Annotated in this window: 22 protein-coding genes; 6 read left to right on the top strand and 16 right to left on the bottom strand. The window is 65.7% G+C overall.

Going from position 1 to position 20,765, the window contains the following annotated elements; translation table 11 throughout:
• Position 1: 1 nt before the first annotated feature.
• Both AC13C7_RS03755 and AC13C7_RS03750 read right to left on the bottom strand, forming a co-directional pair.
• Positions 2–817 carry an AraC family transcriptional regulator gene (locus AC13C7_RS03755; RefSeq protein ID WP_172320166.1) on the bottom strand — a complete coding sequence of 272 codons (816 nt, stop codon included), beginning with the start codon at positions 815–817 and terminating at the stop codon, positions 2–4.
• 60 nt (positions 818–877) lie between these two features.
• Entirely contained in the window at positions 878–1,237 is a 360-nt protein-coding gene (locus tag AC13C7_RS03750; RefSeq protein ID WP_172320167.1) for a VOC family protein, read from the bottom strand.
• A 214-nt stretch (positions 1,238–1,451) separates the two neighbouring features.
• On the opposite strand from AC13C7_RS03750, the gene AC13C7_RS03745 reads away from it, so the two are divergent.
• Both AC13C7_RS03745 and AC13C7_RS03740 read left to right on the top strand, forming a co-directional pair.
• Positions 1,452–2,210, top strand: coding sequence for an electron transfer flavoprotein subunit beta/FixA family protein (locus AC13C7_RS03745; RefSeq protein WP_172320168.1), 759 nt, complete (start codon positions 1,452–1,454; stop codon positions 2,208–2,210).
• Positions 2,211–3,137, top strand: a complete 927-nt coding sequence (locus tag AC13C7_RS03740; protein WP_172320169.1) for an electron transfer flavoprotein subunit alpha/FixB family protein — start codon at positions 2,211–2,213, stop codon at positions 3,135–3,137.
• A 76-nt stretch (positions 3,138–3,213) separates the two neighbouring features.
• On the opposite strand, the gene AC13C7_RS03735 is transcribed toward AC13C7_RS03740, so the two are convergent.
• The gene (locus AC13C7_RS03735) at positions 3,214–4,029 is read right to left on the bottom strand and encodes a DUF6473 family protein (RefSeq protein WP_482866641.1); all 816 of its coding nucleotides are present in this window, start codon (positions 4,027–4,029) and stop codon (positions 3,214–3,216) included.
• A gap of 191 nt (positions 4,030–4,220) precedes the next feature.
• Between AC13C7_RS03735 and AC13C7_RS03730 the strand changes: the two genes are divergently transcribed.
• The gene (locus tag AC13C7_RS03730; RefSeq protein WP_446120653.1) at positions 4,221–5,096 is read left to right on the top strand and encodes a 3-hydroxybutyryl-CoA dehydrogenase; all 876 of its coding nucleotides are present in this window, start codon (positions 4,221–4,223) and stop codon (positions 5,094–5,096) included.
• Positions 5,097–5,221: 125 nt separating this feature from the next.
• On the opposite strand, the gene AC13C7_RS03725 is transcribed toward AC13C7_RS03730, so the two are convergent.
• Genes AC13C7_RS03725 through AC13C7_RS03695 form a run of 7 tightly spaced genes read right to left on the bottom strand, consistent with a single transcriptional unit; the run spans position 5,222 to position 10,644 of the window.
• A complete protein-coding gene (locus AC13C7_RS03725) occupies positions 5,222–6,121 on the bottom strand; it encodes a lysophospholipid acyltransferase family protein (RefSeq protein WP_235952704.1) in 900 nt (299 codons plus the stop codon).
• 37 nt (positions 6,122–6,158) lie between these two features.
• Positions 6,159–6,437: an HPr family phosphocarrier protein gene (locus AC13C7_RS03720; protein WP_482866640.1), complete on the bottom strand. Its 279-nt coding sequence runs from the start codon at positions 6,435–6,437 to the stop codon at positions 6,159–6,161.
• The gene (locus AC13C7_RS03715) at positions 6,434–6,826 is read right to left on the bottom strand and encodes a PTS sugar transporter subunit IIA (protein WP_172320174.1); all 393 of its coding nucleotides are present in this window, start codon (positions 6,824–6,826) and stop codon (positions 6,434–6,436) included. Before AC13C7_RS03715 ends, AC13C7_RS03720 begins: the two co-directional genes overlap by 4 nt.
• Positions 6,827–6,844: 18 nt before the next feature.
• Complete coding sequence (gene rapZ, locus AC13C7_RS03710) at positions 6,845–7,741, bottom strand: RNase adapter RapZ (protein WP_172320175.1); 897 nt, start codon at positions 7,739–7,741, stop codon at positions 6,845–6,847.
• 3 nt (positions 7,742–7,744) lie between these two features.
• A complete protein-coding gene (locus tag AC13C7_RS03705) occupies positions 7,745–8,203 on the bottom strand; it encodes an HPr kinase/phosphorylase (protein ID WP_482866639.1) in 459 nt (152 codons plus the stop codon).
• Positions 8,204–8,208: 5 nt separating this feature from the next.
• Positions 8,209–9,942: a sensor N-terminal transmembrane domain-containing protein gene (locus AC13C7_RS03700; protein WP_446120660.1), complete on the bottom strand. Its 1,734-nt coding sequence runs from the start codon at positions 9,940–9,942 to the stop codon at positions 8,209–8,211.
• Positions 9,943–10,644, bottom strand: coding sequence for a response regulator transcription factor (locus AC13C7_RS03695; protein ID WP_172320177.1), 702 nt, complete (start codon positions 10,642–10,644; stop codon positions 9,943–9,945).
• 313 nt (positions 10,645–10,957) lie between these two features.
• Between AC13C7_RS03695 and AC13C7_RS03690 the strand changes: the two genes are divergently transcribed.
• Entirely contained in the window at positions 10,958–12,556 is a 1,599-nt protein-coding gene (locus tag AC13C7_RS03690; protein ID WP_482866638.1) for a phosphoenolpyruvate carboxykinase, read from the top strand.
• An 89-nt stretch (positions 12,557–12,645) separates the two neighbouring features.
• On the opposite strand, the gene AC13C7_RS03685 is transcribed toward AC13C7_RS03690, so the two are convergent.
• Positions 12,646–13,704 carry a TauD/TfdA family dioxygenase gene (locus AC13C7_RS03685; RefSeq protein ID WP_482866637.1) on the bottom strand — a complete coding sequence of 353 codons (1,059 nt, stop codon included), beginning with the start codon at positions 13,702–13,704 and terminating at the stop codon, positions 12,646–12,648.
• Between the two features lie 9 nt (positions 13,705–13,713).
• On the bottom strand, positions 13,714–14,475 hold the full coding sequence (locus tag AC13C7_RS03680) for a sulfite exporter TauE/SafE family protein (RefSeq protein WP_482866636.1): 762 nt from the start codon (positions 14,473–14,475) through the stop codon (positions 13,714–13,716).
• Between the two features lie 296 nt (positions 14,476–14,771).
• Between AC13C7_RS03680 and AC13C7_RS03675 the strand changes: the two genes are divergently transcribed.
• The gene (locus AC13C7_RS03675) at positions 14,772–16,460 is read left to right on the top strand and encodes an acyl-CoA dehydrogenase family protein (protein ID WP_482866635.1); all 1,689 of its coding nucleotides are present in this window, start codon (positions 14,772–14,774) and stop codon (positions 16,458–16,460) included.
• A gap of 159 nt (positions 16,461–16,619) precedes the next feature.
• On the opposite strand, the gene AC13C7_RS03670 is transcribed toward AC13C7_RS03675, so the two are convergent.
• The 4 genes from AC13C7_RS03670 to era form a co-directional block, all read right to left on the bottom strand.
• Complete coding sequence (locus tag AC13C7_RS03670; RefSeq protein ID WP_172320181.1) at positions 16,620–16,886, bottom strand: glucose-6-phosphate isomerase; 267 nt, start codon at positions 16,884–16,886, stop codon at positions 16,620–16,622.
• Positions 16,887–17,084: 198 nt separating this feature from the next.
• The gene (recO, locus tag AC13C7_RS03665) at positions 17,085–17,810 is read right to left on the bottom strand and encodes a DNA repair protein RecO (RefSeq protein ID WP_172320182.1); all 726 of its coding nucleotides are present in this window, start codon (positions 17,808–17,810) and stop codon (positions 17,085–17,087) included.
• 144 nt (positions 17,811–17,954) lie between these two features.
• Complete coding sequence (locus AC13C7_RS03660) at positions 17,955–18,281, bottom strand: DUF1491 family protein (RefSeq protein ID WP_172320183.1); 327 nt, start codon at positions 18,279–18,281, stop codon at positions 17,955–17,957.
• Positions 18,282–18,284: 3 nt separating this feature from the next.
• A complete protein-coding gene (gene era, locus AC13C7_RS03655) occupies positions 18,285–19,190 on the bottom strand; it encodes a GTPase Era (protein ID WP_482866634.1) in 906 nt (301 codons plus the stop codon).
• 143 nt (positions 19,191–19,333) lie between these two features.
• Here era and AC13C7_RS03650 point away from each other — a divergent pair, with 143 nt between their 5' ends.
• Complete coding sequence (locus AC13C7_RS03650) at positions 19,334–20,752, top strand: hypothetical protein (RefSeq protein WP_172320185.1); 1,419 nt, start codon at positions 19,334–19,336, stop codon at positions 20,750–20,752.
• Positions 20,753–20,765 lie beyond the last annotated feature (13 nt).

The raw sequence follows: 20,765 nt of genomic DNA, 5'->3' as shown, positions 1-20,765 counted from the left end.
TTCACGCAGGTTTAAGGGGAATGCACACCGCCACGTTCCCCGGCTTCTCGGGCTCGAAATCGGCGCTGTAATGCTCGATCTCCGGCCCCCCGCCGATCTCGTTTCCGGCCTGCGGCGCCCAACTTTCGAAGATCGCGGCCCAGGTGTCCGAGATGGTCGAGACATGGCCCGCATGATCGAAACAGGCATAGCGTCCGGCAGGCAGGTGCAGCGTCTCAAGGCCGGTCTCGTCGGCCACATCCGCGACGCCGCAGAAATAGGCAAAGCCACCCTCCTCGTCGAATTCGTAGCAGATGCCAAAACTCTCCTGCCGTTCAATCTGCTCGCCCCATCCATCGGCGAAGCGTTGCCATTGCGCGGGGATGCGGGCGCGGTCGGCGGGGCTGTAGCGCCCCGAGAGCCCGTGGACCTTGCGCGCGGGCATGTCCACGATGCGCGGTTCGGGCAATGTCTTGCTGCTGGTCGTCATGTCGATGGCCTCCTGTAGCTGGTCGTCTGTCAGGGCGGGGCCAAGCACGCTTGGCGGGCCGCCAAAGAAGGACCGGAAGGCGCGGGAGAACGCCTCGACACTGTCATACCCTGCGTCCAATGCCGCCTCGGTCACGCTCGCGCCCGCCCGCATCTGCAATGCGGCCTCGCTCAGCCGTCGTGCGCGGACATAGGCCATGAGCGACCACCCGGTGCGCAGGCTGAACGCTCGGGTCAGGTGAAAGCGGCTGACCCCGGCGGCCCTGGCCAGCCGGTCCAGATCGGGCCGCTCGGCACGGGTGATTTCCACCCGCCAGAGCGTCTCCACCACGATATCCCTATGCGTCATTCCAGTCATGAGCCCCAGGTTACGCAACGCGCGGCGCGCCCGCCTGACCGTTCTTGCGCGTCACGCGGGCTCCCACACCTCGATCGGATTGCCCTCGGGGTCGCGCAGATGCGCAAACCGGCCGATGCCCTCCATCTCCTGACGGTTGTAGATATCGATGCCCGCCCGTTCCAACTGCTCGATCATCGCATCCAGATCGCGGACCCGGAAATTCAGCATGAAGGACTTGTCTGGGGCGAAATAGTCCGTGTCGGCGGCAAAGGGCGCGAACACGGTCGCCCCGGCCTCGGTCATCCAGGGGCTGCCGGTTTCATCGCCCGGCACAGGGTCCACCCCCAGGTGATCGCGATACCAGCCCGCCAGCGCCCCCGGATCCTCCGCCCGAAAGAAGAACCCGCCGAATCCAAGCACTTTCTCCATGCCGTTTCCTTCCCTGAAATCCGGCACCATCCTAACATGGCCGGGGCGATTTCCCGGCTCTGTCGCCCGAAAATGAAAAAAACGCGGCGTCCTTTCGCCGGGACGCGTCGATTTTGCCCTGTTGCGGGGGCCGCGGAAACGATAACACGCAAGGGATGAGATCGCCCTGGGGCCACCCCCCGCGGCGAAGATACACAAGAGGAGAGACGTTGCGATGAAGGTGCTTGTGCCCGTCAAACGCGTGATCGACTACAACGTGAAGGTTCGCGTCAAGGCGGATGGCAGCGGGGTCGATCTTGCCAATGTGAAGATGTCGATGAACCCGTTTGACGAGATTGCCGTCGAAGAGGCCATCCGCCTGCGCGAAAAAGGCGCCGCGGAAGAGGTCGTCGCCGTCTCCATCGGCGTCAAGCAGAGCCAGGAAACCCTGCGCACCGCGCTGGCCATGGGCGCGGACCGCGCCATCCTGGTCATCGCCGCCGACGATGTGCATCAGGATATCGAGCCGCTGGCGGTTGCCAAGATCCTCAAGGCCATCGTGGATGAGGAACAGCCCGGCCTGGTCCTTTGCGGCAAGCAGGCCATCGACAATGACATGAACGCGACCGGCCAGATGCTGGCGGCCCTTCTGGGCTGGTCCCAGGGCACCTTCGCCTCTGAACTTGACATCGAGGGCGACCACGCCAAGGTCACGCGCGAAGTGGATGGGGGCCTGCAGACCATCAAGGTCAAGATGCCCACCATCGTCACCGTCGATTTGCGCCTGAACGAGCCGCGCTATGCGTCCCTGCCCAACATCATGAAGGCGAAGAAGAAGCCGCTGGACGAGAAAACCGCCGCCGATTACGGCGTCGATGTCACGCCGCGCCTAGAGGTGGTCAAGACCGCCGAGCCCGAGGCGCGCAAGGCCGGGGAAATCGTCGGATCGGTCGATGAACTGGTTGCGAAACTCAAAGAAGCGGGGGTTGTCTGAATGTCTGTTCTTCTTCTGGCAGAAGTTACCAATGGCGAACTGGCGCTGGACGCCACCGCCAAGGCCGTCACCGCGGCGGTGAAACTGGGCGATGTGACCGCGCTCTGCTGCGGGGCGTCTGCCGCCGCGGCAGGTGAGGCCGCGGCCAAGATCGACGGTATTTCCAAGGTGCTGGTCGCCGAGGATGCCTCGCTCGGCCACCGCCTGGCCGAATCCACCGCCGCCCTGATCGTGAGCCTCGCGGGCGATTACGACCACATCGTCGCGCCCGCCACCACGGATGCGAAGAACGTGATGCCGCGTGTCGCGGCGCTTCTGGATGTGATGGTGATCTCGGATGCCTCCGGCGTTGTCGACGCCGACACGTTCGAACGCCCGATCTATGCCGGCAACGCGATCCAGACGGTGAAATCCTCGGATGCGAAAAAGGTCATCACGATCCGGACCTCCACCTTTGATGCCGCAGGCGATGGCGGCTCGGCCACGATCGAGACCATCGGCGCGGCGGAAAACCCCGGCCTCTCCGAATGGGTCGAGGACAAGGTGGCGGCAAGCGACCGCCCCGAACTGACCTCCGCCGGTGTGGTGGTCTCGGGCGGGCGCGGTGTCGGCTCGGAGGAAGACTTCGCTCTGATCGAGAAGCTGGCCGACAAGCTCGGCGCCGCTGTCGGGGCCTCCCGCGCGGCGGTCGATTCCGGCTACGCGCCGAACGACTGGCAGGTCGGGCAGACCGGCAAGGTCGTCGCCCCCGATCTCTACGTCGCGGTCGGCATCTCCGGCGCGATCCAGCACCTCGCGGGCATGAAGGACAGCAAGGTGATCGTCGCGATCAACAAGGACGAAGAGGCACCGATCTTCCAGGTCGCCGATTACGGACTGGTCGCCGACCTCTTCACCGCGGTGCCGGAACTGACCGAGAAACTGTAACCGGCGTGGCGGGAAGGGACCCCGCCCTACCGCATGAAACGAAGGCCCGCCCGGCTAACGGACGGGCCTTTTTTCTTTATCCCAGAAGCTCCGCCAACACCTGGCTGACCCGCTCATGATCGGCGGGCCCCGGCATCACGCTGGCCGCCGCCTCCTCGCCCCTGCCGAAGGACAGCCCGCGGTCTTCGGGCGCGCGGCCGTCATCCTCCCAGACCGCCACGCTGAGGCTGTCGGCCAGCGGGGCCACCTCGTCCAGCATGGTCGCGGTGACGAAGAGGGGGTCATATCCCAACTCCGCCATCACCTCATCCGAGGGCGCGCGATGCGACAGCCACAGCAGATGCACCGGCACCGGGCTCCGCTCGATCAGTTGCGCCATGCGGGCGACCCAGGCCGCGCGCAACTCCTCGACCACGACACCGAACCGGTCGGCGGACCGCGCCTTGAGCGCGCTCAGCATGTGGCGCGTGAAATGGAACTCGGTGAAATCGACCTCGCGGAAGATCGTGCGCATCATGGTCGAAGCCTTCAGGAACCGGTCGTTGCGGCGCGGATGCACCGTGAAGAACCGGTTCGACATGTTGGCGGCACCCGGCACCTGCAGCACCACGGCCTGCGCCCGGCCCATCGCCGCCTTCACCGCCGCATCGTGCAGGAACAGATCGACGCCCGCATTCATCGCCCCCATGTTCACGACCCGCCGCCCCAACCGGTCCCCCAACCGGTCCGGAAACGGGTCGGTTGAGAACTTGCCAAAGGTCTCGGACCCGCCAAGACAGAGGATATAGGGCTCCTCCAGATCGCATTTCGGCCCCCGGAAGGTCATCGGCGACCCCGGATACTGGCACGGCTGATAGTCCAGGGCATCCCTGCCCAGTTGTGCATAGCTCATATGGTTCACCCACCATGTTTCGACTCACCCGGACCCAGATTGCAAAGCCCCGGTTGCCAATTGGCTAAAGCGACAAGTTGTGCGGTTTTTTCGCACAATCCGCTCGGGTCTTTCGCCTTGTATGGCCCCGCCCCCCGCGCCTAGAGTGCGCGCAGATCACGGCCCAGAAACGCGCCCGGAGGCAGCAGGACATGAGCATTCAATCAATCGGTATCGTCGGCGCGGGCCAGATGGGCAACGGCATCGCGCATGTTTGCGCGCTTGCGGGCTATGACGTTGTGATGACTGACATTTCCCAGGAAAGCCTGGATGCCGCCATGGCCCTGATCGGGCGTAACCTGGATCGCCAGGTCAGCCGCGAGAAGGTCAGCCAGGCAGACCGCGACGCCGCCCTGGACCGCATCACGACCACGCTGACGCTGACCGACCTGGGGCGCTGCGACCTGATCATCGAGGCCGCGACCGAACGCGAAACCGTCAAGCAGGCGATTTTCGAAGACCTTCTGCCGCATCTCAAGCCCAACACGATCCTGACCTCGAACACCTCCTCGATCTCGATCACCCGGCTCGCCAGCCGCACCGACCGGCCCGAGAAATTCATGGGCTTCCACTTCATGAACCCGGTGCCCGTGATGCAGCTGGTCGAACTGATCCGCGGCATCGCCACCGACGAGCCCACCTTCAAGGCCTGCCAGGAGGTCGTCGACCGCCTCGGCAAGACCGCCGCCACGGCGGAAGACTTCCCCGCCTTCATCGTCAACCGCATCCTGATGCCGATGATCAACGAGGCGGTCTACACGCTCTATGAAGGGGTCGGGAACGTCAAATCCATCGACGAATCGCTGAAACTGGGCGCAAACCACCCGATGGGGCCGCTGGAACTGGCCGATTTCATCGGGCTGGACACCTGCCTTGCGATCATGAACGTTCTGCATGACGGGCTGGCCGACACCAAGTATCGCCCCTGCCCGCTGCTCACCAAATATGTCGAGGCCGGCTGGCTCGGTCGCAAGACGCAACGCGGCTTCTACGACTATCGCGGCGAAACGCCCGTCCCGACGCGCTGATCCCTTTCATTTTGCCGAAAATACCTCGGGGTCGTCATTGTTGCGCCATTGGTCCGAGCGACAATGGCGACGGGCAGAGCCCCGGTTGGTCGGATTGCCGAAGGCAATTCGAAGCTGAACCGCGCTCACCCCCGATCGGGATCGCTCTTCAAGGACAGCGTGCGCTCGCGCAGCCAGGCCATGAACTGGCGCGGATGGGTGATGCGGTCTTCCCATTCCTCCGGCCCGATCGGCTTGCCGATGATCGGGGCTTGCGGCTTGTCGAAGCTCTTGACCACCTCGTGCAACAGCAGCCCCTGCCGGATCGCGGGCGAGACGCGGTTGGCGATCTGGTAGGCGCGCGAATTGGTGCCCTGGAAATAGCACGGCACGATGGTGGCACCCGATTTGCGGATCATCTTGGCGGTGAAGACATTCCATTCCGCCTCGATCACGGGGCCGAACATGGTCTCCGAGGTCGCCACCACGCCCGAGGGAAACAGCGCGATCAACCCGCCCTCGCCCAGGTGTTCCATACATTGCCCGCGCATCCGGATCATCTCGCGCTGCGCGTCGGGCTGGTGCGGGAAGGGCACCGGGATCATGTAGCTGGCGGCACTCTCGTCGATGCCGGTCAGGATCGAGCGGGTCAGGATCCGGTAATCGTTGCGCCGCCGCCCGATCAGGTCGGCCAGGATCATGCCATCGACCAGACCGTGCGGATGGTTGGCCACGAAGACCACCGGCCCGGTGGCGGGGATACGGTCCAATTGGTGCTGCGGCGTCTGCAACTCGATCCCCATCACCTGCATCGTCGCGGGCCAGAAGGCCTGCCCCTTGAAGGTGCCCAGGTTCTCGAAGGCGCGGACCCGGCGGATGATGGTGATCTTGCCGGTCATCCACTCGATCGCGTTGATCACGAAGCGGACCAGGGGCGTGTCGAAGCTGTTGGCATAGGTCAGCGACCGGCGGTCATAGACAACCGGCGAGCCCTGATCCTGCGCCGGGCCCTGGGTCCGGTCATTTGGCGTTGTGGTATCCGTCAATCCCACGAAACCCCTCATTCCTTTGCCGAGAGCCGCCCTACATCCCTTCGCCGAACTTGTCTGCCACAAGGGCGGCCAGGGCATCGGCCAGCGCAGCCGCCTCCGGCCCGCTGATCTCGACCTCAATAGTGGTTCCGACCGATGCTGCCAACATCAAAAGGCCCATGATCGAATCCCCGGCGGCACTCAGCCCATCCTTGTAGACGGTTGCCGTAGCGTCATGTTCCTCGACCGCCTCGACGAATTTGGCCGAGGCGCGGGCATGCAGGCCCTTGACGTTGACGATCTTCAACTCCTGGCGAATGGGGCCGCTCATTCCGGGCTGCCGTCGAAGCTGTTGATGTAGCGGCGCCCGGCCTCGGCGGCCATCTCGACGGCGCGGCCCACGGGCTGGTTGCGCGATTTTGCCAGCTTGATCAGCATCGGCAGGTTCACCCCCGTCAGGATCTTGCGATTGGAGGGCCGGCAGGCGCGCAGCGACAGGTTCGAGGGCGAGCCGCCGAACATGTCCGTCACCACCACCACGCCGTCGCCCTCGTCCACCGCATCCGCCGCGTCGCAGATCTCACGCTGGCGGCGGCTCCGGTCGTCATCGGCCCCGATCGAGATCGACAACATGCCCGCCTGGCGGCCGACGACATGTTCGACAGCCTTGTGCAGCTCCCGCGCCAGGCCCCCATGTGCCACGATCACGATACCGATCAATTGGATTTATCCCAAGTTTCACAAGGGGCCCGCGGCCCCCCGTCGTTCGATCTCCCGATGTCGTTTAGACACCTGCCAACCGTCTTGTGCAAGGTGGGCGGCCAGCTTTTCGGCCATCGCGACGGATCGGTGTTGCCCTCCGGTACACCCGAAGGCGATGGAGAGATGCGCCTTTCCCTCATCGCGATAGGCGGGCAGCAGCGTTTCAACCAGCGCGGTCACCTGGGTCAGGAAGGGCGCAAAGCGCGCATCCTCGGCGATATGGGCGACCACGGCCGGGTCGCGCCCGTCGAGGCCGCGCAGGGCGGGTTCCCAATAGGGGTTGCGCAGGAACCGGCAATCCAGCACGAGGTCGGCCCCCGAGGGCAGCCCCCGCTTGTAGGAGAAGGACTGGATCGACAGCGCCAGCGCCTGTTGCCCGCCCGGTGCGAACCAGCGATGGATCTCGGCGCGCAGGTCATGCGGGCTCATGGTCGAGGTGTCGATCAACAGCCCCGCCCGCGCCCTTACCGGGGCCAGCAGGTCGCGCTCCAGTTCGATCCCCAGGATCGGGCGGTCCTCGGGCGCCAGCGGATGACGGCGCCGGGTCTCGGAATAGCGCCGCACCAGCACCTCGGGGTCACAATCGAGGTAGACCAGGTCGGTCAGGTAGGTGGGGTTTTCCGCCAGCCGGTCCACCGCCCCGATCAGCGCCTGCGCCGAATAGTCCCGGTTGCGCGTATCGGTGCCCAGCGCCAGTGGCCGGGCCAGCGGCGGGCCGTCCAGAAGGCGCGGCAGCAGGGTCAGGGGCAGGTTGTCGATCGCCTCATAGCCCAGATCCTCCAGCGCCCGGATCGCGGTCGAGCGTCCCGCGCCCGAAGGCCCGGAGACGAAGACGATGCGCATCGCCTCTTCATCTTGGCTGGATTGTGTCATCGCCTACTCCGCGCGTCCCTGGGCCAGATATTGGCAGAGCGCGGGCCCCAGACAAGGGTGCGCCCTGCCACGGATCAACGCGACGGGACCGCCGGGGGCATCCGTCACGCGCCAGGGCGGCAGGCGCTCGGGCTCCTCCCGGTCCAGATCGACCACGGCGATCAGCGCGGCACCGGCGACCGGCTCGGCCTGCAGCAGCCCGATGCCCCGCGCCTCGATCATCGCGGGCGCGGTCCGGGGCCGGTGCATCCGGTTCGCCCCGTCCAGCCACAGCCCGTCATCCGAAATGAGCCGCGCCCCCCGCGCCATCATCTCCAGCGCGAGGCTGGACTTGCCGCTGCCCGAGGCGCCGATGATCGCCAGCCCGCGATCCCCCATCGCCACCCCGGTGGCGCGCAGGTAATCGCCCTCTTCGCTGCGGTGAAGAAAGGCCGCAAGCCGGGTCCAGTCGGCGTCAGACACCCGGCCTAAAGCGGCAGGCCGACGACGAAACGCGCGCCCAGCGGGTCCGAGGTCATGTCGGCCTCGGTCGGGCGGATGTTCTCGGCCCAGATGACGCCGCCATGCGCCTCGACGATCTGCTTGGAAATCGCCAGCCCGAGGCCGGAATGGTCGCCGAACTGCTGCACCGGGCGTTCCGAATAGAAACGGTTGAACACCTTTGTCAGGGCGGTTTCCGGAATGCCCGGCCCGGTATCCTCGACCACGACCAGCACCCGGTTGTCGCGCTGCCGCGCCCAGATGCGCACGGCATCGCCGGTATCGCAGAAAGAGATCGCGTTGGTGATCAGGTTGACGAAGACCTGTGCCAGCCGCCCCTCAAGCCCCTGCACTCGGATCGGTTCAGCGGGCAGGTCCGAGATGAACTCGATCCCGCGCCCGCGCGCATCCTCGGCATTGTATTCGGCCAGGTTGGTCAGCATCCGGACCAGGTCGAACTCTTCCTCCTCCTCCTTCACCAGCTCACTGTCGAGCCGCGAGGCGTTGGAGATGTCCGAAACCAGCCGGTCCAGCCGCCGCACGTCATGTTCGATGACTTCCAGCAGGCGCTTGCGCTGATCGTCGGTGCGCGCGACATGCATGGTGCCGACGGCCGATCGCAGCGAGGCGAGCGGGTTCTTGATTTCATGCGCGACATCGGCGGCAAACTGTTCATTGCCGTCGATCCGGTCATAGAGTGCCGCCACCATGCCGCGTAACGCCCCCGAAAGACGCCCGATCTCATCGGGGCGCCCCGTCAGGTCGGGAATGCGCACGCGGGTCGGGCTCATCTTTCGGGCGTTCTTGTCGCGGCCCAGTTCGGCGGCGGCGGCCAGGTCGGCCAGCGGATTGGCGATATTGGCGGCCAGCAGCAGGCTGAGCCCGATGGCGACCAGAAGCGCCACGAAGAAGATCTGCAACACCTGTTCGCGTTCGGCGCGCACAAGCTGGTCGATCTCACCCGCCGCGGTTGCGACAGTGACGACACCGACGATGCCATTCGGCCCCTCGATCGGGGTTGCCGCGATAAAGACCGCGCCGGGATGACTGGCACTGCCGCGCAGCACGGTGACACCCTCCAGCGCCTCGCCGATCATCGCCTCGGCCATGTCCGGGACCGACACAGGCTGACGCGAGGTGTCGGACGAGGACAGCGCGCCCGCGATGACATCCCAGAACCAGTTCAGGAAATCCGTGATCGGCTGGGTGGTGAAATTCGGGTCGGTAATGCCCTCGATGGGGGGGGCCTGTGCGGTCTCGATGCTGTCGGTGGAGGCCACAAGGCTGGCATCGGGCGCGTAGACATAGACATCCAGGCCCCGGTCCAGACCGATCCGGCCCAGAACCTCCTCGGGGTCGATGCCGTCGCCGGTGACCAGGTTGGCGGGTGCCGTGCGCGGCAGGCTGGCCTCGAAGATGTCGGCGACAAGCTGCGCCTCGACCGCCAGCGCGCGTTCGCGTTGCAGCACCAGGCTGTCGCGGAAGGAATTGACGAAGAGGACGCCGCCCACCAGCACCACAAGGGCGATGGTGTTGAAGACCAGGATCTTGCGCGCCAGCGGCGAGCCACGCAGCGCCACGAAGCCGCGCTTGGCACGGGCATCGCGCAGCTCGGACTCGACTGCCCCCGCGGGCCGGTCCCAATCCTCGCCCAGCACGATCTCGGAGCCCTGATCGCTGCGTCTGGTCGGTTGCATGCCGATATCCGAGGCCAGTGTCATCTACTCTTCGTTATATCTGTAGCCGATACCATAGAGCGTCTCGATCGCCGAGAAATCGCCGTCAACCTCGCGCATCTTCTTGCGCAGCCGCTTGATGTGGCTGTCGATGGTGCGGTCATCGACATAGACCTGCTCGTCATAGGCCACATCCATCAGCTGATCGCGGCTTTTGACGAAACCGGGGCGCTGCGCCAGAGCCTGCAACAGCAGGAATTCCGTGACGGTCAGCGACACATCCCTGTCCTTCCACTTCACCGCGTGGCGCAGCGGGTCCATGGTCAGCTGGCCGCGGCTCATGATCTGGCTTTCCTCGGGCGCGTCGCCCGAATCCGAGGCGATCGCCTCCTGCCGCCGCAGGATGGACCGGATGCGTTCGACCAGCAGGCGCTGCGAAAACGGCTTGCGCACGTAATCGTCGGCGCCCATGCGCAGGCCCATCAACTCGTCGATCTCATCATCCTTGGAGGTCAGGAAAATGACCGGCACCGCGCTTTTCTGGCGCAACCGCTGGAGCAGGTCCATGCCGTCCATGCGCGGCATCTTGATGTCCAGAACGGCCAGTTCCGGCATCCGCCGGGTGAACGCCTCAAGCGCCGATTGTCCGTCATTGTAGGTTTCAACTTCAAAGCCTTCGGCCTCCAGTGTCATGGAGACGGAAGTCAGGATATTCCTGTCATCGTCGACAAGCGCGATCCTCGACATTGTGATGTGTCCTTATGCTGCCCGATTAGTCTTATTTTTGACTTGTTTCGGCCATTGTCCCGTTTTCGGGCTTTAGAATCAATCTCTAAGTTGCGAATCACCTCATTGGGTGTGGTCGATTTTTCCCCAAACCGGCTTAAAGGGGTCCTAACAGCGTGAAATAGGTCACACTTGGTTGCGCTAACTGTGCGTTTGCGTCCTGTTCACCGCCGAAATCGCCATGTTATAGGAAGGCTGTCGCGGGCCGGTCCGCCCCGGTTGCGCATCAGGATTAACCCACCAGACGCCGCATCTTGGCGCAGGAGCTTGCCATATGATCTCAGGACGCGTGAACCCGGCCCGGACGCTGGACACCCAGGGCATTTCGGACCTCGGGGCCGTTCACTACAACCTGCTGGAGCCCGCGCTGATCGAGGCCGCGCTGAAGGCGGGCGAAGGCACGCTCGGCCAGGGCGGTGCGTTCCTGGCCACCACCGGCAAGCATACCGGGCGCTCGCCGCGGGACAAGTTCGTGGTCCGCAGCGCCTGTGTCGAGGATACGATCTGGTGGGACAACAACGCCCCGATGGAGCCCGAGGCCTTCGACCGGCTGCACGCCGACATGCTGGCCCATATGAAGGGCGGCGAATATTTCGTGCAGGACCTCTATGGCGGCGCCGATCCCGCGCATCGGCTGGATGTGCGCATGGTGACGGAGATGGCCTGGCACGGTCTCTTCATCCGCCACCTGCTGCGCCGCCCCGCGGTCGAGGAGCTGGACAGCTTCGAGCCTGAATACACCATCATCAACTGCCCCAGCTTCCTGGCCGATCCCGCCCGCCACGGCTGCCGCTCGGAAACGGTGATCGCGCTCAATTTCGAGCGTAAGCTGATCCTGATCGGCGGCACGGCTTACGCGGGCGAGAACAAGAAATCGGTCTTCACCCTCCTCAACTACATCCTGCCCGGCAAGGGCGTGATGGCGATGCATTGCTCGGCCAACCATGCCGAGGGCGACCCCGAGGACGCGGCGGTGTTCTTCGGCCTCTCGGGCACCGGCAAGACCACGCTCTCGGCCGATCCGGCCCGCGTGCTGATCGGCGATGACGAACATGGCTGGTCGGATGACGGCATCTTCAATTTCGAGGGCGGCTGCTACGCCAAGACCATCAACCTGCGCGAGGAGGCCGAGCCCGAGATCTTCGCCACGACATCCAAATTCGGCACCGTGATCGAGAACATGATCCACGATCCGCACACGAAGGCGCTGGATTTCGACGATGACAGCCTGACCGCCAACATGCGCTGCGCCTATCCGCTGGAATATATCTCCAACGCCTCCGAGACTGCGCTTGGCGGGCACCCCCGCAACATCATCATGCTGACCTGCGACGCGTTCGGCGTGCTGCCCCCCATCGCCCGGCTGACGCCCGCGCAGGCGATGTATCACTTCCTGTCGGGCTTCACCTCCAAGGTCGCTGGCACCGAACGCGGCGTGACCGAGCCAGAGCCCACCTTCTCGACCTGTTTCGGCGCCCCCTTCATGCCGCGCCGCCCCGAGGTCTATGGCAACCTCCTGCGCGAGAAGATCGCGGCGCATGGCGCGACCTGCTGGCTGGTCAATACCGGCTGGACGGGCGGGGCCTATGGCACCGGCAGCCGGATGCCGATCCATGCGACCCGGTCGCTGCTGACGGCGGCGCTGGATGGCACGCTGAACGAGGGCGCGTTCCGCCGCGACGAGAATTTCGGCTTCGACGTGCCCACCGCCTGCCCCGGCGTGGCCGACCTGCTGCTGGACCCGCGCCGGACCTGGGACAGGCCGGATTCCTACGACCGGCAGGCCGCGAAACTGGTTGCGATGTTCGCCGAGAACTTCGCCCAATACGTGCCCTTCATCGACGATGACGTGAAGGCCGCCGCGATCAGCTGACCCAAGGGGGGCGAGACTTTTCCAAAAGTCTCGCCAGAGCCTTCGAAGGCTCTGACGCGATATCGAAATCGCGTGGACACGCTGCCTTCCTAATCCAACGGCGCGTGCAACCGCGTCTCGGGCGTGATGATGCCGCCGCGCTGGCCCACCTCCAACGATCCGTAGCGTTCGGCAAAAACCGGCGGCAATGCCCGATCGCCCGGCAGCGACAGCCACAGCCGAAGCAGGTGTCGCCGATCCTTCGGGTCGGGCCAGTCCGTGAACCCGGTCCGGTCATGCAGTTGCGCGTGGTTGTAGACGAATTGCATGTCGCCCGGCTGCAACTGCATTTCGAAATGCAGCGCCGGATCGTTGGCCAGCGCATCGAACATGTCCAGCGCCGCGACATGATCCGGCGTCAGCCGCATCGCCCCCTCGAAGCGCTGCGCGCTGTCGATATATTGCCGCTGGTAGAACACGGTCAGCTTGCCCCCATGCCAACTCAGCGGCGGGATCTCCATATAGGGCTTCGCCCCCTCCGGCACCTCGCCGCGCCGGTCGGTCGCGATGGGATCGAAGAGCCGCACCAGCAGGTCCGGGCGGCGCGCGCGCATGACATTATATATGCTCTCGGCGCTGACCAGCAGGGATGTCCCCCCCTCCCGCGCCGTCTTCAGGCACAAGAGCCCGACCACATCGGCGCTGTCGGTGTGAAAGCTCTGCCGCGCCGAGGTCTGGTAGATGCGCGTCTTCGGATGATCGGCTTTCGCGCCGGTATCGCGGACATGGCCCAGGATATGCCCCGCCGCATTCTGTGATCTTGCCGAGCCCAGATGCGCTCCGATGCCGCAAAAGATCGTGGCGGCCATGCGCTGATCGTAGCCCGCGACAGGCAACCCGCGCAGAACCTCGACGCCGACACCATGCAGGAGCTTCTCCCGCAATACCGCCAGATGCGCGCCGAACCGGGGCAGCGGAAACGCCTCCGCCGTGATCTCTCCCACATCGCGGCCCAGCGAAAGATAGTGCATGGCGGCGCCCTCAAGCTCCGCGATGTCTTCAGGCGCAAGCGTCGCCAGCCAGCGCTCGGGATCGGCGGCCATCTCGGGGCCCGCCCACGCGCCGGGGCCGGTGATGCGGTCTGGCAATTCGCTCAGGTCAATGCTCATGCGCGCATCTCATGCGAAAAACGCGCGCCGCACAAGGTTGAGCCCCGCGATCAGCAGCACCACCAGCGTCATGCGCAGGAATTGCGCGCGGTCCATGCGGTCATTCATCCTCTGCCCGACCCACATGCCCAGCATGGCGGGGATCACCAGGGTCGCCGAAAGCGGCACCGTCCCGGCGTTCAGCACGCCCGACCGCAGATGCGCCGCCAACAGCACGAGGCCGCCCAGGAAATAGACCATGCCCTGCACCCGCACATGCTCGCGCTTTTCCACGTCGAGCGAGGTCAGGTAGGCCACGGTCGGCGGCCCCCAGATCGCGGAGAACCCGCCCATCACCCCGCCGACCGCCCCGAAAAGGACGGTGGCCAGACGGCGGCGATGCGGGGCCACGCGCAGCGGCACGCCCATCAGTTGCAGCGCCGAGTAAAGTGAGATCGGCACCCCGATCAGCGCAAAGAACAGCCATTGCGGCAGGTCCAGCACGACCTGCGCGCTGACCATCATCACCGACATGCCGATCACGATGAACGGCCAATGCCCCCGGATCGAGTTCAGCGCCCCGCCAAGCCCCTGCCGGAACGCCTGCCAGCAATTGGCCACCACGGCGGGCAGGATCAACCCGGCCAGCGCGACCTCGGGCGGCAGGATCGCGCCCAGCCCCGACATCATGATCAGCGGCAGCGCAAAGCCGACCGCGCCCTTGACGAAACCGCCCAGGAAGGTGATGGCCAGCGCCAGCGCGAAGACCGGGACCGGGACCAGATCGAACATTGCGCAACTCTCCGGAATTTGCCGCTGATACCGCTCCAGCCCTACCGTGTCCGCCCCGCGCCCGCACCCCCTTTTCGCGGGGGGCAAGACTGGTGCGGATTCGGGCGAATGTGCCGCGGGGGGTGTACAGGGGGTGCATCGGGGGGTGTACGGGGGGTGACATGGGCAATTGGCGGTCATGACGCAGATCACAACGCGACATTTTTGATCCGAAACAGGCCCTCTTTCGAATTAATCTTGCGCTGCACCTGCGAAAGGATTATCCCGGCCCAAAGCCCGAAAGACGGAGTTGCCCGATGCCCCATGACGGAGCCCCCATGCCCGAAACCGCCCCCGCCGCCCTTCTGGATGACCTGCTGCGCCTCACCGGCGCCGCGATCCGCCCTCTCGAGGATCTGCTGACCCTCGCCACCGCCCGTGTGCGTGAGGCGGTCAGCGCAGAGGGCCGCGTTTCCGCCGCAAAACTTGAGGAAAACCAATGCGCCGCGCATGGTCTGGCCTGGTTTGCCACTTACGTAGAGGCGCTGCGCCAGATGCAGGCCTGGGCCGGGAAATTGACCGCCGAGGACCAGTTCGGCGAGATGGAGGCCCTGCTGCACCAGATCGCCTTCGGCGAGTATCTGTGGCAGATCTATGGCGGCATCCCGATGAGCCAGGGCGAAATTCTGCGCCTGCAAGATATCGGCCTGACCCAGGACGACCAGCGCGCGATGATGACGCCCGAGATCATGACGCTGACCCAGGCCGGGAACACGCAAGCAGCGCGCACAGAACTGGTAAATCTCATGCAAAATCAACCCGGTGCCGCCACCTACGGCGCGACCGGCCTGGACGACGAGCTTGAGATGATCCGCGACCAGTTCCTGCGTTTCTCCCGCGAGAAAGTGGACCCCCACGCCCATGACTGGCACCTCAAGGATGAGCTCATCCCGATGGAGATCATCGAGGAACTGGCCGATATGGGCGTCTTCGGCCTGACCATCCCCGAGGAGTTTGGCGGCTTCGGCCTGTCCAAGGCGTCAATGGTCGTGGTGTCGGAAGAGCTCAGCCGCGGCTATATCGGCGTCGGTTCCCTCGGCACCCGCTCCGAGATCGCGGCGGAACTGATCCTCTGCGGCGGCACAGAAGAACAGAAAAATCAGTGGCTTCCCAAGATCGCCAGCGCCGAGATCCTGCCCACGGCCGTCTTCACCGAACCCAACACGGGCTCGGACCTCGGCAGCCTGCGCACCCGCGCCGTCAAGACCGATGACGGATGGGAGGTGACCGGCAACAAGACCTGGATCACTCATGCCGCGCGCACCCATGTGATGACGCTTCTGGCGCGCACCGATCCCGACACGACCGACCATCGCGGCCTCTCGATGTTCCTCGCCGAAAAAACCCCCGGCAGTGACGCCGACCCCTTCCCGACCCCCGGCATGACCGGCGGCGAAATCGAGGTTCTCGGCTATCGCGGCATGAAGGAATACGAGCTTGGCTTCGACGGTTTCAAGGTCGCCGAGGACAACCTTCTGGGCGGCGAGACCGGACAGGGCTTCAAGCAATTGATGCAGACCTTCGAGTCCGCCCGCATCCAGACCGCCGCCCGCGCCATCGGCGTCGCCCAATGCGCGCTGGACATCGCCATGCAATACGCGCTGGACCGCAAGCAATTCGGCAAACCGCTGATCGCCTTCCCCCGTGTCTCGGGCAAGCTTGCGATGATGGCGGTCGAGATCATGGTGGCCCGCCAGCTGACCTATTTCTCGGCCTGGCAGAAGGACCATGACAAGCGCTGCGATCTCGAGGCCGGGATGGCCAAGCTGCTTGGCGCGCGCGTGGCCTGGGCCGCCGCCGATAACGGGTTGCAGATCCATGGCGGCAACGGATTCGCGCTGGAATACAAGATCTCCCGCGTGCTCTGCGACGCCCGTATCCTCAACATCTTCGAGGGTGCCGCCGAGATCCAGGCCCAAGTGATCGCGAGAAGGCTATTGGGCTGAGCCACGCGCGAAAGCCTCCAGTGGAGGGTTTCGGACCGGCGGCACGCCGAGATCCAGGCCCCGGGTGATCGCGCGGAGGCTGCCTCCCTGACCCCCAACCGTGAAAACGCCCGGCGCCATCGGCCCGGGCGTTTTCGTGTTCAGCCTGTCAGGCCCGCTTCAGCAGGGGCGGATGTCCACCCCGCCATCGGCCCGCTTGTAGGCGCATTCGCCGGTCTGGCTGTTGCGCGCGACCTCTGCACCAATGGCGGCACCGGCCAGCGACAGGCCAATGGCCCACCCGGCATTGGTGTCGAGCAGTTCGGACAGCAGGAAGCCGCCCGCCGCGCCGACACCCGCGCCCGTGTAGATCTGTTGCTCGCTGGTGGTGCAGGACGCACCGGCCAGCGCAATGACGCAGGCAGAAATTGCCAGATATTTCTTCATGTCAAACTCCTTCCCATGACGGACAGGTTTCTTCGGGTCACGAGGTCAGTCTGACAGCCAACGCCCATATGTCCTGAATTGTTCCCGTCCCCCGTCAGCGCGGCGGGACCTTGCCGCATCGGGGACGCCACCAGCCTCGCGCTCCCGAAACGGATGACCCTGGCCGAGGTCTCCGGGCCCCCTCCTGCCGGCCTGCGCTCACACCCCGCGCTGACGCGCCAGCAGGTCCACGAACCGGGCGCGCGCGGCGGGCAAACTGCGATCGCCCAGGGCCGGAGCCAGGTGATCCGCCAGGAAATGCCCGGTAACCTGCAACCCGCCCAGGACATCCCCGCCCTCGCCACCGCCCGGCCGCAGGCTGTCGGGCAAGGGCAGCAGCCGGTCGGCCCACTCGCCCGCCGCCTCCGGGTGCACCGCCCGACCCGTGCGCGGCGAGATATAGGCCAGCCCGTCGCGCCGCCCGGTCAGGGCGCATCGGGAAAGGTCGAGGCCAAAGCCCATCTCATCGAGCAGGGCCAGTTCCCACCGCAGATAGGCCCTTGCCCACCCGTCGGCCCCAAGCGCATCCAGCAACGCGACCGACCGGTCATAGAGCGCCGCATGGGCCTCGCGCTCGGGCAAGGTAAAGCTCAACAGGGCGCAGACCGCGCTCAATCCCGCCAGCGCAAGCCGATCCTCCAGGACACTTGCCGCCCGCGCCGCCACGGGCTCCACGCCGAACGCGCCGAGGTGATCCTCCAGCCGCGCCCGCCAGGTCAGGTCCAGTTGCGCGCCGGGTTGCAGAACGGGCCCCATCCGCCGCCCCGCCCCGCCGCGCACGACGCCCGCGTGACGGCCATGGGCGCGGGTGAATACCTCGATGATCGCGGCGTTCTCGCCGTGCCGCCGCACCGCCAGCAAGACGCCGTTTTCACGCCATTCCATGACCTGCCAACTCCTGCGCCCTGCCCATCTTCTTGGTCCAAATACTCCAACCCGACCAATTGGAACAGCGATACGGACCAGAATGATCACAGTCATCGCGCCCGCCAGGGCGCGCGGGTCGACGCGTCAGCGGCGAAACCGCTCTCAACTCAACCCCGGCTCATCCAGCAGATCCCGCCCGGCCCGGTCCTCGACCTCGATCACCCAGAGGTCGGGATCGAAGGCCCGCTGCCGCGCCACCGAGGCATCCACCTCCGCCTCATCGCCCGCCGCCAGTTCCACCCAGGCCCGTTCGCCGCTCATCAGGTCGAAGCTGCGCTGCATCAGCCGCGCCTGCCCGTCCAGCGTGCTGACCTTGATCAGAACCGCGCCGCCGGTGTCATCGCCATGCGCCACCACGAAGCCCGGAATATCGGCCAGCCGCAGCCGCGTCAGGTAGGCCTTGACCCAGAACTCGGCGGTCAGGCGCATGGCTCAGCCACCGTCGCGGATGTCGAGGCCCATCTCGGAATAGCGCTCGGCCTCGTCCAGCCAGCCGGGGCGGACCTTCACCTGCAGGAAGAGATGCACCTTGTGGCCCAGGAACCCCTCCAGCTCCTCGCGCGCGGCGCGGCCCACGGCCTTGATCGTCTCGCCCTTGCGGCCAAGCAGGATGCCCTTGTGGCCGTCGCGCATGACATAGACGATCTGGTCGATCTTCACCGACCCGTCCTTGCGTTCTTCCCAGCCTTCCGTCTCGACCGTCAACTGGTAGGGAAGCTCCTGGTGCAGCCGCAAGAGCAGCTTTTCGCGGGTGATCTCGGCGGCGATCATGCGCATCGGCAGGTCGGCGATCTGGTCCTCGGGGTAGAGCCAGGGCCCCTGCGGCACCGCCCCCGCCAGCCAGGCCCGCAAATCGTCCACTCCATGCCCCTTCTCGGCCGAGATCAGGAAGGTCTCCTCGAAGGTGAAACGCTCGTTCATCGCTTGCGTCAGCTTCAGCAGCACTTCGGCCTGCACCCGGTCGATCTTGTTGATGGCCAGCGCCACGCGCGATCCTTGCGCGCGCTCCTTCAGCCCCTCCAGGATGGCCTCGACCCCTTCGGTCACACCGCGATGCGCCTCGATCAGAAGCACGACCACATCGGCATCCGCCGCCCCCGACCAGGCCGCCGCCACCATCGCCCGGTCCAGCCTGCGGCGCGGCCGGAAGAGGCCCGGCGTGTCGACAAAGACGATCTGGCTCTCGCCCTCGATCGCAACGCCGCGAATGCGGGCGCGGGTGGTCTGCACCTTGTGGGTGACGATCGAGACCTTGGCCCCCACCATCTTGTTGAGAAGCGTGGATTTGCCCGCATTGGGCTCACCGATCAGGGCGACAAAGCCCGCGCGTGTGGTCATCCGATCATCCAGTCTTTCAAGGCGTCCGCGGCCATAGCCTATTTCGGGTCCGCTGGCTAGGCGTGGTATCTTTGAACGACACCGGCCCGTCGGCCGACCCATGGATGCCGCAGGTCCCGGCACCCTCGAACCCAGGTTATCCCATGCCACACGCCCTTCGCCACCTATTCACCAGCGCCGCCCTGGTCGCGTTCATGGCCCTCGGCTCAACGCTGACGGCCAGCGCCCAATCCGCCGACGACCCCGCGCGCCGGGCGCTGATTGCGCGCGCAACCGAAATGGCGATCGCCATTCAGCATGACGACTACAGGCAGCGGCTCCTGCTTGCCTTCATGCACTCCCTGCCTCGTGCGGGGGCCCAAACCGAGGCCGAAGCCCTCGCCCGGTTGCAACCCGATCCGGAGGTCCGGGCCCGGATGCTGACGGAACTGGCCGGGTCGGCGGCGGGGACCGGTGACGTCACACTCGCAACGCGTCTCGCCAACGAAGTGGCGGGTCAGTTGGACAGCACAGGCGACCCCGTCGCACATGCTCCGCTCCGCGCCGCTCTCGCCACGGTGTTTGCACAAATCGGAGCATCCGATCGGGCGCTGAACATGGCACTCGCGATCCCCGGCGCCGAGGCTCGCGTTGAGACCCTGAACGACATGGCCCCCTACCTGGCCGATCCGGACCGGTTCAGGGCCGCCCTGGCCGCGTTGCTGCAACTGCGCGACGACCCGACTCTCACCGCGCCCCTGTCCGTCGAAGGGTTCGTGGTGACGCTGGTGCAGGCCGGTCAGGTCGACGCGGCGATTGACCTGCTGGGACCACCCGGCAACAGCGAGCCGAGCCTGAATACCGTCATCGCGCTGGCCGAGGCACTCATCGAACGCGGCCAGACAGATGCCGCCCTGGACCTGCGGCAGCGTCTCGGCACCGCGTATCTGCGCGATATCGCCACGCTGCGCCTGCTGCCCGCACTGGCCGAGGCAGGCGAAGGCGATCGCGCCGCGCAGCTGGCGGAGGGCATTATCGCCGAGATGGAAACCGCCGAGATCACGGTGGATACGATCGCAAGACTGCTCTGGCTGGTCGATGTCCTGCCCCATCTCGGGCTGGAGGCCGCAATGGACGGGTTACAGGCCATCGCGGTTCTGTCCACGGACATGAAACATGCCGGGTTGCTGGCCGATATCGCCGCCGAAATGGACCTGTTGGGTCGGGAACGGCTGGCGCTTGCCACTTTCAGCACGGCCCTGCGGCTGGCCGCCGAAAGCGACACGCTGGCCTTGCAGTCGCAAGCATTGGTCACGATCTCACGCGGACTGCGGCGCGCCGGGCGAGACATCACCGCCGATGAATTCCTAGCAAACGCTCTGAGTCTGGCACAGCAGTCCCGCCACCCCCTCGGCGACGGTTCGTCACTGGTCTACATTGCGCGCGCCCAGTTCCAGGCCGGCCGACCGTCCGAAGCGCTGGCAACCTTGTCGGCCGCCCTGACCGCCGCCGAGCAGTATACCAGCCTGGGCCAGTTCGTCATCCTGCGCGACGCACTCCAGGCCCTCGCGGACGCGACCTAATAACCAGCTTCCT

Source organism: Alterinioella sp. B-7, from assembly GCF_056857775.1.
This window is presented reverse-complemented; position numbering and strand designations above follow the sequence as displayed.

Coding starts and splice junctions, on each gene's coding strand:
- AC13C7_RS03695 (WP_172320177.1), bottom strand. CDS start 10,644: ATGTCGAGGATCGCGCTTGTCGACGATGACAGGAATATCCTGACTTCC.
- AC13C7_RS03650 (WP_172320185.1), top strand. CDS start 19,334: ATGCCACACGCCCTTCGCCACCTATTCACCAGCGCCGCCCTGGTCGCG.
- rapZ (WP_172320175.1), bottom strand. CDS start 7,741: ATGACACAATCCAGCCAAGATGAAGAGGCGATGCGCATCGTCTTCGTC.
- recO (WP_172320182.1), bottom strand. CDS start 17,810: ATGGAATGGCGTGAAAACGGCGTCTTGCTGGCGGTGCGGCGGCACGGC.
- AC13C7_RS03755 (WP_172320166.1), bottom strand. CDS start 817: ATGACGCATAGGGATATCGTGGTGGAGACGCTCTGGCGGGTGGAAATC.
- AC13C7_RS03745 (WP_172320168.1), top strand. CDS start 1,452: ATGAAGGTGCTTGTGCCCGTCAAACGCGTGATCGACTACAACGTGAAG.
- AC13C7_RS03750 (WP_172320167.1), bottom strand. CDS start 1,237: ATGGAGAAAGTGCTTGGATTCGGCGGGTTCTTCTTTCGGGCGGAGGAT.
- AC13C7_RS03730 (WP_446120653.1), top strand. CDS start 4,221: ATGAGCATTCAATCAATCGGTATCGTCGGCGCGGGCCAGATGGGCAAC.
- AC13C7_RS03735 (WP_482866641.1), bottom strand. CDS start 4,029: ATGAGCTATGCACAACTGGGCAGGGATGCCCTGGACTATCAGCCGTGC.
- AC13C7_RS03680 (WP_482866636.1), bottom strand. CDS start 14,475: ATGTTCGATCTGGTCCCGGTCCCGGTCTTCGCGCTGGCGCTGGCCATC.
- AC13C7_RS03690 (WP_482866638.1), top strand. CDS start 10,958: ATGATCTCAGGACGCGTGAACCCGGCCCGGACGCTGGACACCCAGGGC.
- era (WP_482866634.1), bottom strand. CDS start 19,190: ATGACCACACGCGCGGGCTTTGTCGCCCTGATCGGTGAGCCCAATGCG.
- AC13C7_RS03670 (WP_172320181.1), bottom strand. CDS start 16,886: ATGAAGAAATATCTGGCAATTTCTGCCTGCGTCATTGCGCTGGCCGGT.
- AC13C7_RS03740 (WP_172320169.1), top strand. CDS start 2,211: ATGTCTGTTCTTCTTCTGGCAGAAGTTACCAATGGCGAACTGGCGCTG.
- AC13C7_RS03685 (WP_482866637.1), bottom strand. CDS start 13,704: ATGAGCATTGACCTGAGCGAATTGCCAGACCGCATCACCGGCCCCGGC.
- AC13C7_RS03720 (WP_482866640.1), bottom strand. CDS start 6,437: ATGAGCGGCCCCATTCGCCAGGAGTTGAAGATCGTCAACGTCAAGGGC.
- AC13C7_RS03700 (WP_446120660.1), bottom strand. CDS start 9,942: ATGACACTGGCCTCGGATATCGGCATGCAACCGACCAGACGCAGCGAT.
- AC13C7_RS03660 (WP_172320183.1), bottom strand. CDS start 18,281: ATGCGCCTGACCGCCGAGTTCTGGGTCAAGGCCTACCTGACGCGGCTG.
- AC13C7_RS03675 (WP_482866635.1), top strand. CDS start 14,772: ATGCCCCATGACGGAGCCCCCATGCCCGAAACCGCCCCCGCCGCCCTT.